General features: G+C 43.4%; 15 protein-coding genes and 1 riboswitch. Of the genes, 13 read left to right on the top strand and 2 right to left on the bottom strand.

Annotation, left to right across the window (positions count from 1 at the left end; all coding sequences use genetic code 11):
* The first annotated feature begins 88 nt into the window (after positions 1-88).
* The 10 genes from cobT to BK581_RS07850 all read left to right on the top strand — a co-directional run bounded on the left by cobT (position 89) and on the right by BK581_RS07850 (position 9,588).
* Positions 89-1,141, top strand: a complete 1,053-nt coding sequence (cobT, locus tag BK581_RS07895) for a nicotinate-nucleotide--dimethylbenzimidazole phosphoribosyltransferase (RefSeq protein ID WP_078577657.1) — start codon at positions 89-91, stop codon at positions 1,139-1,141.
* Positions 1,142-1,244: 103 nt separating this feature from the next.
* A riboswitch (cobalamin riboswitch) is annotated at positions 1,245-1,430 on the top strand.
* Positions 1,431-1,718: 288 nt separating this feature from the next.
* Complete coding sequence (locus BK581_RS07890; protein ID WP_078577656.1) at positions 1,719-2,708, top strand: ABC transporter substrate-binding protein; 990 nt, start codon at positions 1,719-1,721, stop codon at positions 2,706-2,708.
* Complete coding sequence (locus BK581_RS07885; RefSeq protein ID WP_245828943.1) at positions 2,674-3,744, top strand: FecCD family ABC transporter permease; 1,071 nt, start codon at positions 2,674-2,676, stop codon at positions 3,742-3,744. Before BK581_RS07890 ends, BK581_RS07885 begins: the two co-directional genes overlap by 35 nt.
* Positions 3,741-5,216, top strand: a complete 1,476-nt coding sequence (locus BK581_RS07880) for an adenosylcobinamide amidohydrolase (RefSeq protein ID WP_078577654.1) — start codon at positions 3,741-3,743, stop codon at positions 5,214-5,216. The genes BK581_RS07885 and BK581_RS07880 overlap by 4 nt, the downstream gene beginning before the upstream one ends.
* Positions 5,216-6,184 carry an adenosylcobinamide-phosphate synthase CbiB gene (gene cbiB / locus BK581_RS07875; protein ID WP_095995539.1) on the top strand — a complete coding sequence of 323 codons (969 nt, stop codon included), beginning with the start codon at positions 5,216-5,218 and terminating at the stop codon, positions 6,182-6,184. Before BK581_RS07880 ends, cbiB begins: the two co-directional genes overlap by 1 nt.
* An 18-nt stretch (positions 6,185-6,202) precedes the next feature.
* Positions 6,203-7,288 carry a threonine-phosphate decarboxylase CobD gene (gene cobD, locus BK581_RS07870; protein WP_078577653.1) on the top strand — a complete coding sequence of 362 codons (1,086 nt, stop codon included), beginning with the start codon at positions 6,203-6,205 and terminating at the stop codon, positions 7,286-7,288.
* Positions 7,285-7,839, top strand: coding sequence for a bifunctional adenosylcobinamide kinase/adenosylcobinamide-phosphate guanylyltransferase (locus BK581_RS07865; RefSeq protein ID WP_078577652.1), 555 nt, complete (start codon positions 7,285-7,287; stop codon positions 7,837-7,839). Before cobD ends, BK581_RS07865 begins: the two co-directional genes overlap by 4 nt.
* Positions 7,836-8,600: an adenosylcobinamide-GDP ribazoletransferase gene (cobS, locus tag BK581_RS07860; protein WP_078577651.1), complete on the top strand. Its 765-nt coding sequence runs from the start codon at positions 7,836-7,838 to the stop codon at positions 8,598-8,600. Before BK581_RS07865 ends, cobS begins: the two co-directional genes overlap by 4 nt.
* Complete coding sequence (locus tag BK581_RS07855) at positions 8,552-9,199, top strand: histidine phosphatase family protein (RefSeq protein ID WP_078577650.1); 648 nt, start codon at positions 8,552-8,554, stop codon at positions 9,197-9,199. Before cobS ends, BK581_RS07855 begins: the two co-directional genes overlap by 49 nt.
* Positions 9,151-9,588, top strand: a complete 438-nt coding sequence (locus BK581_RS07850; RefSeq protein ID WP_078577649.1) for a bifunctional adenosylcobinamide kinase/adenosylcobinamide-phosphate guanylyltransferase — start codon at positions 9,151-9,153, stop codon at positions 9,586-9,588. The genes BK581_RS07855 and BK581_RS07850 overlap by 49 nt, the downstream gene beginning before the upstream one ends.
* 881 nt (positions 9,589-10,469) lie before the next feature.
* Here BK581_RS07850 and BK581_RS07845 read toward each other — a convergent pair.
* The gene (locus tag BK581_RS07845) at positions 10,470-11,351 is read right to left on the bottom strand and encodes a nuclease-related domain-containing protein (RefSeq protein WP_169837609.1); all 882 of its coding nucleotides are present in this window, start codon (positions 11,349-11,351) and stop codon (positions 10,470-10,472) included.
* Between the two features lie 119 nt (positions 11,352-11,470).
* Complete coding sequence (locus tag BK581_RS07840; RefSeq protein WP_078577647.1) at positions 11,471-12,250, bottom strand: alpha/beta fold hydrolase; 780 nt, start codon at positions 12,248-12,250, stop codon at positions 11,471-11,473.
* Between the two features lie 265 nt (positions 12,251-12,515).
* Here BK581_RS07840 and BK581_RS07835 point away from each other — a divergent pair, with 265 nt between their 5' ends.
* The 3 genes from BK581_RS07835 to BK581_RS07825 all read left to right on the top strand — a co-directional run bounded on the left by BK581_RS07835 (position 12,516) and on the right by BK581_RS07825 (position 16,013).
* On the top strand, positions 12,516-13,511 hold the full coding sequence (locus BK581_RS07835) for a DoxX family membrane protein (protein WP_245828940.1): 996 nt from the start codon (positions 12,516-12,518) through the stop codon (positions 13,509-13,511).
* Between the two features lie 12 nt (positions 13,512-13,523).
* The gene (locus tag BK581_RS07830; protein ID WP_078577645.1) at positions 13,524-14,639 is read left to right on the top strand and encodes a CdaR family transcriptional regulator; all 1,116 of its coding nucleotides are present in this window, start codon (positions 13,524-13,526) and stop codon (positions 14,637-14,639) included.
* Between the two features lie 114 nt (positions 14,640-14,753).
* On the top strand, positions 14,754-16,013 hold the full coding sequence (locus tag BK581_RS07825; RefSeq protein WP_078577644.1) for a GntP family permease: 1,260 nt from the start codon (positions 14,754-14,756) through the stop codon (positions 16,011-16,013).
* Positions 16,014-16,020 lie beyond the last annotated feature (7 nt).

Here is a 16,020-nt window from a genome sequence, read left to right as displayed (position 1 = left end):
AAATGGGTGCTTTCCGAGAGTTCGAGTGTGACTCATAAAAATTGGTTAAACGGGTAAAACATATCTTACAGGAGAGCAAGGTGATGGCATGAAAGAGACAATAAGTCGAATAACAACAGTAGATAAAAAAGTCGGTAAGGACGTCCAGCACCGTTTAGACAACTTAACAAAACCAATTGGCAGCTTAGGGAAACTTGAACAACTAGCTGTTCAATTAGGTGAAATCACGGGGGCCACATATCCTGTTGTATCACCGCCGGCAGCACTCGTATTTGCGGCAGATCACGGTATAGCAGCTGAAGGCGTCTCGGCTTATCCTTCAGAAGTAACAGCTCAAATGGTCTATAACTTTCTTAATGGGGGAGCCGCCATTAATGTGTTAGCGAAAAAGAGCGGTGCTAGTTTTACCCTTGTGGATATAGGCGTGAATGCTGATCTTGAAGGGACAGGCTTTATTAATCAAAAAATACGTTACGGAACAGGGAATTTTTTGAAGGAAAAAGCCATGTCACGAGAGGAAGCGGAAGCTGCTATTAAAGTAGGGATTAATGTTGCTGAACAGATGATAGAAAAAGGGGCCCGTTCTCTTATATTAGGAGAGATGGGGATCGGTAATACAACTGCAAGCAGTGCCCTGTTAGCTTGCATCACGGATAAAGAAGTGAGTGAGATTGTTGGCAGAGGGACAGGGGTTAGTGATGACATATTGCGTCATAAAGAGGCAGTTATTAAACAAGCACTTCTATTCCATAATCCTAATCAGTATGATGCCATTGATATGTTGGCGAAAGTAGGTGGATTAGAAATTGCTGGCATGGCTGGTGCGATGCTCGGTGGGGCTGCTCATCGCGTACCTATCCTCGTAGACGGATTTATTTCCACTGTCGCTGCAAATGTGGCCGTTATGCTCGCGCCAAACGTGAAGGATTACCTTATTTTTGGCCACTTATCACAGGAACAGGGCCATCGTGTAGCATTAGAGAGATTGGCAGAAAGCCCATTACTAGATTTGAATTTGCGGCTCGGAGAAGGAACAGGTGCAGCACTTGCTTTTTCACTGGTAGAAGCGTCAGTCGCCATTTTAACTGAGATGGCAAGCTTTGAGGAAGCAAATGTGTCTAAAGAAAAAAAGGAAAGCTAAATTCAAATTTACAACGAGCACGAACTCATTTATACTGAGTTAGGTAAGGTATGCAGCAGAAAAAATATTTTTTTCTGCTTCGTTACCCAATTATGACATGTAATGAATGACATTGCGGATAGGTCCTAATATTAGGATAATAGGGAAGCTGGTGTGAATCCAGCGCGGTCCCGCCACTGTAAACAGAAAGGTAACCGCGTATTACCACTGTGTAGAGTCACCTGCATGGGAAGGAGCGGTATACCGTTACTCTGTAAGTCAGGAGACCTGCCTACCCGTGTTAGTTAAGCTCCTTCGAGGAAAAGGATGTTTAGTGTCTGTAGCCTGTTCCCTGCTATGAACAGGTCCATGCATACTGGTCGAATTGGACAGGCATGCTTGATACGGCTTAATCATCTTACGCTAGTCCTCTACGGGCTGCGTTTTTTTTCGTAGCGAAAAAATCATAATTGACTGATAGGCTAGACATGATAACTGTCAGTCTAACATGACTTAAGATTTATCGAGGTTAAACCTATATCGTTGAATAGCAGACGTTAAGACATGAAGCGGCACAAAATAGAGGGGGATAAGATTGATGAAACAATTATTAAGTAAATGGAAACAAATGAGTACGATCACAGTGTTAGCACTGATTCTGACTGCTTGTGGTGCAGCGGAAGAAAATAATGATAATACTGTAAACGTTAATAACGATAATAATGCCAATGAAACTGTGGAAGGGGACTTCCCTGTTACAGTGACTGATGGTGTTGGACAAGAAGTGACGATTGAAGAAACACCTGAAACGATTGCATCATTACTTCCGAGCAGCACGGAGATCGTGTTTGAACTAGGTGCTGGGGACCGCATGATCGGTGTATCAGAATATTGTAATTTCCCAGAAGAAACGGCTGATATTCAAATCATTGGCGCACAGGATATGGATGCAGAATTAATCCTTTCTTTGAGTCCTGATCTGCTATTAGTGCAAGAGTATCATTATCAAAATCATGAGGATGTTTTAAACGAATATGAAGAAGCAGGCATTGATGTCCTCGTTATGGGTAGTGCTGAATCTTTTGAAGAAACGTATGACACCATTCATATGATTGGTGAAGCGACAGGGACGAGTGACGAAGCAAATCAGATTGTTACAAGTATGGAAGAGCGATTAGAAGAAATCCGTGAGCAGGCAGAAACGATTCCAGAAGAAGATCGCCAAACGGTATGGGTAGAAGTTGGCCCATCACCTGATATTTTCACAACTGGACAAGGCACGTTCATGCACGAAATGCTTGAAGCTATTAATGCTACAAACGCTGCTGAAGAAGAGTCCGGTTGGGTTCAATTCACTGAAGAAGAGATTGTCACACTAGAGCCAGACGTGATTGTTACGACGTATGGCTATTATATCGACAATCCTGAAGCTGACGTGTTAGCTCGTGACGGTTGGTCAGAAGTGCCGGCGGTTCAGAACGAAAGAGTGTATGATGTGGATAATGACACAGTTACCCGTCCTGGTCCTCGTCTAATCGAAGGAGTGGAAACTCTTGCAAAACTCGTTTATCCGGATGTTTTTGAATAATCGTGTTGCGTGGATATATATACTGGCAGGAGGATTTGTACTCGGTACAATCCTCCTTGCTCTCTTTTGGAGCAGTGTCACAGTCCCTATTCCTCATATTATTCATATTATTATTGAACGGACCACAGGGCATGTTTGGCTGACAGATGTACCGGCAAATGAAGTGCCAATCATTTGGAACATTCGTTTACCTAGAGTCATTTTAGCATTTTGTGTAGGGGCATCACTGGCGTTAGCTGGGGCAGCTTTCCAAGGACTGCTGCGAAATCCGTTAGCAGATCCTTATACGATCGGTGTCTCCTCAGGGGCTGCATTGGGCGCGGTAATCGTGATTTTTTTTCAAATCTCACTTCCTATCTTAGGCGTTTTTACCCAACCTATTATCGCGATTATTTTTGGTTTTCTAACATTAATGCTCGTGTTCGGTCTTGTGAAAATGACAAGCAGAAGCATGGCCATCGAGACGATTATTTTAGCCGGTATTATTATAAGTTCTTTTATGGGGGCTATCGTGTCCTTAATCATTGCACTCGGCGACCAAAACGAAATGACGCAAATTATTTACTGGCTTTATGGAAGTGTCAGTTTGCGAGGTTGGAGCCATGTCCAGCTTATTTTGCCGTTTATGATCGTTGGTTCATTAATTTTACTGTATCATTATCGTGAACTGAATGCTCTCGCTCTTGGTGAAGAAGCGGCAGAACATATCGGCGTCGATGTGAGGAGAGGGAAGATTTTTCTCTTAATTGGAGCATCGTTGCTGACAGGATCAGCTGTGGCTGTCTCAGGGACGATTGGTTTTGTCGGGCTTGTTATTCCTCATCTCGTCAGGCTTGTGACAGGCCCAAACCATCGACATGTTTTGCCACTTTCGTTATTGACAGGTGGAGGCTTTCTTATTTTAACTGATCTCGTATCTCGAACGATTATTGCACCAAAGGAAATGCCAATCGGGGTCATAACGGCGTTAGTAGGTGCCCCCGTATTTTCGTTGCTGCTTATTAGAAATCGTTTAGGAAGGAGGAAGACGGCATGATAGAGCTTACAAAGGTGTCAGGAGGGTATGACAACGAACCTATCATTAAAGATGTTAGTTTAACGATTGAAAAAGGTGAATTTTTTACCCTCCTGGGGCCAAATGGCAGTGGAAAAACGACGTTATTTAAACTGGTAACCGGTACACTTCCGACTAAGCAAGGAAATATTTGTCTTAAAGGGCAACCATTGACCTCTTTGTCTAAGCTTGAAAAGGCTCGTCATGTGGCGGTTTTAACACAAGAAGCCCATATCTCATTTGACTTTACTGTCGAGGAAATTGTCAGTCTTGGCCGTTATGCGTTCCAACAAGGATTGTTTAAAAATTTATCTAAGAAAGATCAGGCCGTAATTGATGACGTCATGATGCTCACTGATGTGGCGCGTTATCGTCATAAACAATTCAGAACCATTAGTGGAGGAGAGAAGCAGCGGGTTTTACTAGCAAAAGCGTTAGCGCAACAGCCAGATATTCTCCTTCTGGACGAGCCAACGAACCATCTTGATGTTAAACACTCTTTTCATATGCTTAATTTATTAAAAGAGCGGCAGCTCACCCATGGTTTAACTGTCTTTGCTATTCTTCACGATTTAAATGTGGCGGCCCTCTATGCAGATAGAGTGGGTCTTCTTCATGAAGGACGTCTACGTAAAGTAGGAAGTGTTGATATTTTAAAGCAAGAAGACGAGTTGCGAGCAGTTTATAACGTGGAGGTAAAGGCACAAGCCCATCCCACACTAGCGAAACCACAATTATTAATGACACCAGCCAGCAAAAAAGAAGGACATGACGTAAATCCTCTTGAAACGATGATGAAGGTAGCAAAAGACGACAAAGCGATTCATATTCAGGTTGAGCAGCCGCTACGAACCATTTCTAATGGCGTAGTCGGTGAAGGAATTCGCTGGGCAACGGACTTTTGTAATTTTCATGTGGAAAAAAATTATCATTGCAGTACGCCAGCGGACGATGTTAAGCGCTGGATGACTGAACGACACATCTCTTATGAAAATGCTGTCGGAATGATGACAGCTGTTCGCTTGAAAGACGCTGTTTGGATAAATAAAGTTTATGAAGGTATCGCTATTCGCGTGATGGTCACAGCAGGTGTGAGTAATGCTGTGGATATTGTTTCCCACGAACGTGATGATAAAATCAGTCAAATTGGCACGATTAATACGATGGTTTTTCTAAATCGACATTTTACTGATGGCGCACTTGTTAATGCATGTTTATCAGCTACAGAAGCTAAAACAAAAGCCCTTTATGATGCCAATGTGAAGGATGCTTATACAGGTACAATTGCCACAGGAACGTCAACGGACAGTTTACTCATTGCTACGACACAACGGGGTGAGCAAACACCATATGCTGGTTCTGGGACACCAGAAGGAAAAGCGATCGGTTCCGTTGTATATGAGGCGACGACAAAAGCGTTAGCTTATTATTTAGACAAAGGTGAACACGTATAATGGATATGGTTGTTCCTCTTATCATCCTTATAGTGATAGGGGCTATCGTGCTCGACCTCATGCTGGGCGATCCTAGGTGGCTCCCCCATCCAGTCATAGGTATCGGGCGTCTTATTCGTTTTTTCGATAAACGGTGGAATCGAGGCCCAGTACACATAAAAAAGCGAAACGGCGTTTTCTTGACATTAGTCATCGTTTTAATCGTATTTTTAATAACATCAGCTGTTACAGTTAGTCTTTATAAACTTCATCCTGTAGCAGGTACACTCGGGCAACTATACATGATCTCTACGACAATCGCCATTAAAGGGCTGAGACAAGCGGCGCGCGATATTGTGAAACCATTGACCACAGGTGACTTAAGTGAGGCGCGTCTAAAGTTAAGTACGATCGTAGGGAGAGATACAGCCGACCTTAATGAGGAAGAGATCGTCAGGGGGACGGTGGAAACAGTTGCGGAAAACACGACTGATGCGATTACAGCTCCAATTTTTTGGGCATTTATTGGCGGTGCACCGCTCGCTATGACTTATCGGGCGATAAATACATTAGACTCAATGGTTGGCTACAAAAATAATACATACAAAGATTTTGGCAGGTCTTCTGCTAGACTTGATGATGTGGTTAATTGGTTGCCTGCCCGAATAACAGCTCTCACGTTATGGCTTGGTGGTTTTTTTGTAAAAGGTATACGCCTGCGTCATGCATGGCAGCTGACACGTCGGGATGCCCCTAAACATCCAAGTCCAAATAGCGGCTGGACAGAAGCGATGATGGCTGCATTACTAGGTGTTCAGTTAGGTGGACGGAATACTTACAGCGGACAAGTATCGGACAGGGCAAGGATGGGTGTACCTTTTGAACAACTTCATTGTCACCACATCTTATTAGCTTTACGTTGCATGCGTGGTGGTTGGGTTATTTTTACGCTGTTAATGTCAGGGATATGGCTACTCCTTCATTTTTAAACGAAAGGACGAAACAATATGAATTGGCCAAAGCATGGTGGACAGCCGGCAAAGGTTGGGCGTCAGTTTAACAGTAAAGAAACGAATAGGAGCGATTGGATTGATTTCAGTGCGAATATTCACCCGTTCGGGCCGCCGAATTGGATTAAAGCGATAGTGGCCGATAGTATGGCCGCTATTTCAGTTTATCCAGATCCAGAGTATGAAGAAGCAAGTAGACGATTAGCAGAATTAAATGACGTGTCACCCGAACAAGTACTCGTGACAAATGGCGGGGCAGAAGCGATTTTTATGACAGCCAAGTTGTTTGAGGGGAAGCGAGCGCTCATCGTTCAGCCGACGTTTGGGGAGTATGAGCAGGCATGTCTTCATTATCGAGTGGAGACGAGGGATGTGTTTTATGACAATGGCTTTCGTGTTCCATTGAAGGAACTAGAGAGTCAGATGGCATGGGCTGATGTGGTATATATATGTCGGCCAAATAATCCTTCTGGGACAGTCATTTTAGAGCGAGACATCCGCGTTTTATTGGCACGTTGTGAAGAGACAAAGACATTCCTAGTAGTGGATGAGGCGTTCGCTGACTTTGTGCCAGGAACAGACGCCACTTTAACTCGGATGCTTTCACAGTTTAATTCGCTCATTTTATTACGATCGCTGACGAAAATGTATAGTATTCCTGGACTTCGTATTGGCTATCTGTTAGCTTCATCGACCATAACAGCAAAATTAAGATGTTGGCAGGTGCCGTGGAGTGTGAACGGGATTGCTGGAGAAGTGGTGAAAGCTCTTCCTACAGATGACCCATTTGTCAGGGAGGCACGGACATTCGTTAAGGAAGAGTTAGTGAGAGTGAGAGAGAGGCTAACGGAGCTACGTTTTTATGTATCGCCGTCACAAGTGAATTTCTTTCTTTTATATGATTTGGAGGCGCCAGATAAGACGGAAGAGTTATTCGCATTTTTAGCAAAAAATAGTATCATTGCCCGTCATACCCACAATTTTAAAGGGCTTAACGGCCAATATTTGCGCTTTGCCGTCAAGTCAGCAGAGGATAATGACAAGCTGTTGGCGTGCTTGGCAGCTTGGAGGCATCACGTATGATCGTCTTTATTTCCGGTGGCGCTCGATCAGGAAAAAGTCGGTTTGCTGAAGCGATGACGTGTGACTGTTATGACGAAAGCCGGCGGCAGGGAAGCGGTGGGAAATTAATTTATGTGGCCACAGCTCGTCATACAGATCTTGAAATGACTGAACGAATCAACCGTCACAGGCATGAACGAGAAGAGGCATGGCAGACAGTAGAGGAGCCGCTAGATTTATTAGCTACTGTGATGACGGCGGGGGACGGGGATGTGATACTTATGGATTGCTTGACCGTGTGGCTAAATAACCGCTTATTTGATAGCAATTGGAACGGTGAGAATGCCCTGTTGCATGAATTAAGTGAGATCATGTCACAAGCAGATATGAAAAAATTGCAGCTCATCTTCGTGTCAAATGATGTGAATGAAGGTATTCCTGTTGATAATGAGCTTGTCACATCTTACATAGCAACATTAGAACGTGTTCATCGCTTTGTTGTGAGCCAAGCAGATCACGTTTATCAAGTGGTAGCAGGCATTCCTATTCAGTGGAAGGGGGAAGGTACATGAAAAATGTGCTATATGGTTTTTTGCTGGCGATGCAATTTTTAACCCGTATTCCAGTGCCGATTGAATGTCCGTGGACAATTAAGACGAGCCGGTGGGCGATTCGATTTTATCCAATCGTAGGCCTCGTAATGGGAGCGGTGTTAGTGGCGGTTGGCTCGATTCTTGCGCCAATCCTACCTGCTGGCCTGCTGGCGCTTGTCCTTGTGTCACTTTGGGTGTGGTTGACAGGCGGCTTGCACCTTGACGGGGTAATGGATGTGGCAGATGCTGTCGGTTCAAATGCCCCATTAGAGAAAAAATGGACGATTATGAAAGACCCCCATGTGGGAAGCTTCGGTATCATGACATTGGTTTTCTTACTTGGATGGAAAACGATGCTCATTTATTTACTTCTTACTCAAGCAGATTGGCACGTCATTATTCCATTTATGTTAAGCGTTGCTTCAGCCCGTTTAAGTGCAGTAGGCTTGCTCATTTTTTTACCCGCAGCAAAAAAAGAAGGTCTTGCTTGGCATTGGAAAAAGAATTTAAACTGGCTCGATAGTGTTTGGGCGGGGATACCTATCGTGTTAGTGATCGGCTTTTTTCCTCATCTTATTTGGTTTGTCATCTTATTTTTACTCATGACAGGGCTGTACGGTTTCTGGCTCATGCGTACCTTTAAAGGTGTTAATGGCGATCTAACAGGTGCAGCCATTGAAGGGAGCGAATTATGGGGACTACTGTTAATCTGGATCTTTACCTCATTCGTCATGGGGTGACGCAGTGGAATGTGGAAAAGCGTTATTTAGGACACAGTGATGAACCGCTTCTCCATGACTCGCTTGAAAACCTTCAGAAATTGAGAGCGTTTGTTGCGAGGTTAGAAGCACCGTTACTAATATCAAGTGATTTGAGGCGGTGTCAGGAGACGGTGGCTTATCTGTTGCCTCATCATCACTATATCGTGGAGCCACGGCTAAGAGAATTTAATTTCGGTGACTGGGAAGGAAAAACGTATAACGATTTGAAGGATGTCACTGCTTATAGACAGTGGATTGATAACTGGGAAAAAGAAAGTGTCCCAGGAGGGGAATCTGGTCAAGCATTCTCCCGCCGAGTGAGTGAATGGTTAATGGAAGACCTACCCAAGTTAGTTGTTGACGAGAACTGGAGGACTGGTACGAAATCGTGTGTGATCGTCACGCATGGCGGTGTGATTCGATATTTAATTCAAGTTTTAACAAAGGATAAAGACGCCTTTTGGCGATGGCGTATCTCTCATGGTGAAGCAGTTAAATTATCTTGCATTTATGACAGGGGGGAATGGCAATGCAACTCATTATCGGTGGTGCCTACTCAGGAAAACGACAAGCAGTGAGAAAACTATATCCTTCGAAAAAAATAAGTTGGGTGTCGGCATATGAAGGGATACAGTTAGGTCATTGGCAAAACATGTGGGAAGAAAAGACGCTTCTCGTCCTTGAAGGGTGGGAAGTGTGGTTAAGGGATGAAATAGAGGGTGGAAGGTGTCAATTAGACGTCATTCGAGAGGGCTATCGTCATACGCTTGAAGCTGTGTGTTCAGAGGAAAACCGCCGAAATGAACACGCGGTTGTGATCATGCTTGAAATGGGACGGGGGATTGTTCCTATTGCGGAAGCTGATCGATCTTTACGTGATGTATGCGGTTGGCTGCAGCAGGACGCGGCAACACTAGCCGCCGACGTCACGTACGTGTGGCACGGGCTTGAGAAAAAGATAAAATAAGAATAGACAAGCATATACATAGAGCAGGCAACTCAGAGAGGAAAGTCGGGCTGAGTGACGCAACCGGAGTAAACTGAGGCCACTCAGAGAGGAAAGTCGGGCTGAGTGACGCAACCGGAGTAAACTGAGGCCACTCAGAGAGGAAAGTCGGGCTGAGTGGCGTAACTTGAGTAAACCGCCGCCACTCAGAGAGGAAAGTCGGGCTGAGTGACGCAACCGGAGTAAACTGAGGCCACTCAGAGAGGAAAGTTGAGCTAAGTGACGCAATCCGAGTAAACTGAGGCCACTCAGAGAGGAAAGTTGAGCTGAGTGACGCAACTGGAGAAACCGCCGCCACTCAGAGAGGAAAGTTGAGCTGAGTGGCGTAACTTGAGTAAACTCACGCCACTTAGAGAGGAAAGTTGAGCTGAGTGGCGTAACTGGAGTAAACCGCCGCCACTCAGAGAGGAAAGTCGAGCTGAGTGGCGTAACTGGAGTAAACTGCCGCCACTCAGAGAGGAAAGTCGAGCTGAGTGGCGTAACTGGAGCAAACTGAGGCCACTCAGAAAGAAAAGTCGAGCTGAGTGACGCAATCCGAGTAAATTGCCGCCACTCAGAGAGGAAAGTTGAGCTGAGTGACGCAACCGGAGTAAACCGACGTCACTCAGAGAAGAAAGTCGAGCTGAGAGACGCAATCCGAGTAAACCCACGCCACTCAGAGAAGAAAGTCGAGCTGAGAGACGCAATCCGAGCAAACTGAGGCAACTCAGAGAGGAAAATCGAGCTGAGTGACGCAACCGGAGTAAACCGCCGCCACTCAGAGAGGAAAAAGTTTTACCAAGTCACTTGTCTTTTTAATAATCAGCTAGCCCATATAATAGGGTATCTGAACATTTGCCTCCCTAATCAGTCAATTTTTTTAAGATTCTATTGATTGTACGTGTTGCAAATGTTCTGCCACACCATTCATAGACATCATTAGCCTGTAATTTTCTGTTGGGAAATAACATTTGAAAGTTCCTTATTTCCCTTACTAATGCGCTACTGTTTTTCTCAACTTGTCCACATCCATGGCATTTTATCATTCGTTGCGATATTTTATGCATTAAGTGGAGGCAATCAGGACAAAAAATTCCTTTCATTAATTCGTCAAAAGTGTAATCTGGTACGCGCAAAAAGCGTAGAGGGAGCGCTTGGTGTTGTTCCAGCAGTTTGTCAGCTAACGTGCGAGAAAATGTGGTTAAGGGACCAGAGTTTGAATTAATCTTTCGCAAAAATGCTGGGATTTGACTAGAGAGTAAAATTGGAAGGTCTGGAGGGAGATTAAAGAGTGTGAATTCCTTATTAGGGAAAACTACAAAGGATTTCACAATATATCTGGGCAGATGTAACGATTGGAGTAATTGGCGGAAAATGCCTTCTGTGCGCTGCAATTGCACAATTGGGGATTTTATTTCTCGGCCGTTAGCGTGGAGCCAGGTGCCTTCAGCTTCTATCACATATTCACCTGAATAATTCTTAACTTCGAATAGATAGATGGTTTCATTGATGATCAAGACTGTGTCCAGTTGGATGAATGATTGTCCCGCAGTTAACTGTAAATCAGCAATCGTAAGTGACTCAGCCGTTAATTTGGCTAGTTGCTTGTCGAACAATCTTTCTCCTTCAAAACCTTTCGATAAATAGTTAAGCTGATTTTCATCTACTTTCTTACTTGGGAGTCGAGGTTTTAACAACTGATAATACTCAAGTTCCAAAGATTTTTTCCGTTCTTTAACAATCAAACACATCATCTCTTTCATTAATTAAGATAATAATCGTATTTTAATAATAAAACAAGCTTACATTATAAATCTCTTTTTTTCCCCTTTACAACGATTTCTCCATTATGTTTCAAAGCCCTTTATCTATATTCAATCATCCCGCTAATCACTCTATCGTGCTCAATCCATTGTTCCAGCATTTGATTAAATAAAAGCGGGTTGGCTAACGAACATCCATGGCCAATTTTAGGGATAATTACACCTCGGCAATTGGCATTGCTGTTAACGATGTTTTTCATTGAATCTCTCATGATCCGCTTCTCCTTCGCCCCAACAGTAACTAATAAGTTACTGCTGACTTTATCAAAATTAGAGGGCAGAGAGAATGACATATTTTCGTTCATTAGTTGAGTGAACGTCTCCTTTTTAATACGACAGCTCTCATCATAATACGTGTTCCAATAGTCTTCTTTTATGTACATCGATTTTGCCTGTATCTTAGAAAATGATCTACTTTTCATAAGCGGATAAGCTAAACCCATTGTTTTAGTTAATGTTTTAGCGAATGGAATCGATTTTACGAGGGCACTGTTAATCATGGCGAAGTCGATGGAATGGGGACGTTGACCGAGCATGGCCACTAATACTTGTGCACCTAATGAAAAACCTACGACGGCGACTGTATCGTGTTGCCGCTTCTGTTCAATTAAGTCATTGATTTGTTCCGCAGCGCCTGCTATCGTAAACGGTGATTCATTAATGCTACGGCCTTGCCCCGGTATATCTGGAACTAAACAGTGAAAGTTTGGAGAAAAATAAGTGACTTGCTCGTCCCACATCCACCCGCTCAGCCCACCTCCGTGAAGAAATACTATTAATGGTGATTGCTGCTGTCCATATTCTTTATAATGTAATACCATCTTTTCCCCCTCAGTTAAGCCCTCATCATAGTAAAATAGTTGGAATTCATAAAAGGAAAATATCAACCTTCATCTATCGCTCTCTCCTCCGTATGTGTTGCTGATTAATTTTCCCATCTGCCCTTTAAGAGTTATTTATCTTAAAATTGGAAAGGTTAAAAGATAAATAGGCCACCCATTATTTCCCCTTTTCAAAAATAAGGTTATAACTGTCTAAATGAGAAAGGCCAGAGGTGGCAACTAATGATTTAGAGGAGTGTCATCAGTGACGAAGCGATTGACGATCTTATTAATAAGTTTATGTTTACTACCTGTATCAGAGGTGTTTGCTCATGTGAAATGGTTTACAGAAGCTGAGCCAAAACGGGCTGCAATCGAAACGATCATCACACCACATTTTATCACATTGGCCTTTCTCACCGCCATCATTGTGGCGGTTTTGCCGCGAATCGTCCCAGTTATGTTGACAGTCCCTTTATTTAAGCATACTGAAGACTTTTTGGGGAATTTCCGCTCTTATACCTACTATCTTATTAAATACGGGGCAGCTTTAGCCGTCTTTATTCAAGTGATAACTGGGGGATTATTTGCTCCCGAGTTATTGGCTCCAAGCGATGTGTGGGCCGTGTTACCATGGGCAGCGGTTGTCCTACTAGTCATTCCAAGTCTTTGGACAACACGAGTAGCTGCGGGCATATTGTTAGTTTTATTTAGCTTGACTGCTTGGGAGTATGGCCTGTTTCATATGCTTGACTATGCCTTTTACTTAGCTGTCATCTTCATCTTATTTTTTCACAAAACAGCATGGCAAAAATGGGGATTTCCCCTCCTTTATCTTGCCACAGGGTTATCTTTATGCTGGGTAGCGGCTGAAAAATGGGTGTATCCTGCGATGGCAACGGATGTCATCCTCAATCATGGGGTCCCTACATTCGGTTTTTCACCAGTAACATTCGTCGTCCTCACAGCTTTTATTGAGTTTGTGGTCGGGTACTTGCTTGTGGTCGGTTTACTTAACCGACTTCTTGCTCTCGTGCTCACCCTCATTTTCATTAGTACGACCTTCCTGTTCGGCCTGACAGAAATTATTGGGCACTTTATGATACATATTATTTTAGTTACCTTTATAATTGAAGGGGTATCCTTTTATCGGCCGCCGGTGGATATGCACAATACTTCACTCGAAAAAATTATTTTTGTCTTTCTAAACTTCTTATTTGTTCTGGCGACGATTCTTTTAATTTATTACAGATTTGCTTAATTGGAGGCATCTATGTTATCAGCTGAAGTAGCTCAAAATATTGTCAGGCGCACGATGGACATTTTAGATTACAACATTAACGTGATGGACGAGCATGGTGTTATCATCGGTTCAGGAGAAACAGAGCGGATTGGTACGGTTCATGAGGTGGCGAAGCATATTCAATTTAAAAAAGAAAGCATTGAAATTACAGTGACTGATGAACAAAAGTGGCACGGAGTAAAACAAGGGATTAATTTGCCTGTTTATTTTCGGGGAGATATTGTCGGGACCGTGGGGATTACTGGTCCGCCAAATGAGGTAAAAGGTTATGGAGAGCTTGTGAAAATGACAGCTGAAATGATTATTGAACAGGCATTTTTACTAAAACAGATGCAATATGATGAGCGATTGACGCGAGAGTTTGTTAATCAGTGGGTGTCAGGAGAAGGTATTTTAGATAACAATTTCATAGAAAAAGCGGATATGCTTTCAATTGATTTAGTCAAAACCCGTGGCATCATTTTAATCTCGCACAATGGGGGGACATATGAAAACAAACGGCATGAACTAGACAAGCTCGAAAAAGCGCTAAAGCCATTACTGCACAAACAAGATTTGCTCAGTCTCATAAAGGATACGATTGTAGTCGTTAAAACGGCGAAAACAGATCGTGATCTGTTAAATACAGCTAAAGGGTGGGCTGACTATTTTAGTGGCCAGCCGCTTAGGCTTACAACAGGGCTTATTTATGACAGCTATTCGCACATCGCTTACTCTTATGAACAAGCAGTAAAAACAATGGAAATGAGCTTACTCATGAGAAGTGATGAGAACGTTATCGCTTACAAAACGAAGACAGTGGATGTCTTGTTCTATCACCTTTTAACCCATGAATCTATTAAACGTTTGCCTGTAGATAAACCACTATTGACACAAGATCAGCATGCGGATCTATTAGTAACTTTGGAAACGTTTATTAAGCATGACGGATCCATTACCCACACTGCAAAAGCATTGTTTATTCATCGAAACACGCTCCATTATCGCTTAGATAAAATATATGAACTGACAGGAAAGCATCCGCAGCGACTCGTAGATCTCTTCTATCTTTATGTGAGCTGTGTGTTAAAAAACACCTTTTCATAGACGTTAATGCACAAAAAAAATGAAGAGAATCCGTTTACATTTGAGCATATGCACAATGAAACTGTCGATTAAAACGCTTACAATGACATTAATACTAAACGGAGGAGTGAGATCATGCCAGTCAGTGCATTAGGAGCTATTATTGCGTTAGTCATATCTATTATTCTTATTTTACGAAAAGTCCCCCCTGTTTATGCACTCGTTGCAGGAGCCTTAATTGGTGGGCTCGCAGGTGGAGCGGGTTTAACAGAAACGGTTGATCTTATGATGGGAGGGGCGCAAGGAATTATTCCAGCAGTCCTTAGAATTTTGGCTGCCGGAATATTAGCCGGTGTACTCATTGAATCTGGGGCAGCGGCATCCATCGCCAAGGGAGTCGTTACAAAACTCGGTGAAAAGAAAGCGTTACTCGCCTTAGTATTGGCGACGATGTTGCTAACTGCTGTAGGTGTATTTGTGGATGTAGCCGTCATTACCGTGGCGCCGATTGCCTTAGCGATTGCTTATACGGCAGGATTATCTCGAACTGCCATTTTATTAGCTATGGTTGGTGGGGGGAAAGCAGGTAATATTATGTCTCCTAACCCTAATACAATCGCTATTTCAGAATCCTTTAATGTACCGTTGACCTCTGTTATGGCGGCGGGAATCATTCCAGCTATTTTCGGAGTGGCTGTTACTTATATTTTAGCGAAACGATTAGTTGCTAAAGGGACAATGATCAAAGCAGAAGACATTGAACAATCTTCAGAAAAGGATCATCCACCATTATTAGCAGCTATTGTGGCACCGCTTACAGCTATTCTCTTACTCGTACTTAGACCAACAGCTGGCATCGAAGTCGATCCGATGATAGCCTTGCCTGTAGGCGGAATTGCAGGCGCTCTCGCAATGGGGAAAATAAAGCAATTAAATGCATTCGTCATTACAGGTTTAGGAAAAATGTCAGCGGTAGCTGTTTTATTGCTAGGGACTGGAACGTTAGCCGGAATTATTTCTAACTCAGGATTACAATATGTCTTAATCGATGCTATTGAATTTGTAGGTTTGCCAAGCTATGCACTGGCACCTGCTTCAGGTATTTTCATGTCGGGTGCCACAGCTTCGACTACAGCTGGAGCAGTTGTAGCAAGTGAAGTATTTAGTGGCACGTTATTAGAATTGGGTGTAGCCGGACTCGCTGGTGCTGCAATGATACATGCGGGAGCAACAGTGCTTGACCATATGCCGCACGGCAGCTTCTTCCACGCTACAGCAGGCAGTGTCCTCATGGGCATTCAAGAACGCCTAAAGCTTATTCCTTACGAGTCACTCGTTGGTTTGACGCTTGCCCTTATATCGACATTACTTTTCGGCGTATTCCAACTATTTTAAAGAGGGA

Origin of the sequence: Salipaludibacillus agaradhaerens (assembly GCF_002019735.1) — a bacterium.
Classification (GTDB): domain Bacteria; phylum Bacillota; class Bacilli; order Bacillales; family Salisediminibacteriaceae; genus Salipaludibacillus; species Salipaludibacillus agaradhaerens.
The sequence above is the reverse complement of the archived record's forward strand: the minus strand, read 5'-3'. Positions and strand labels throughout refer to the sequence as shown.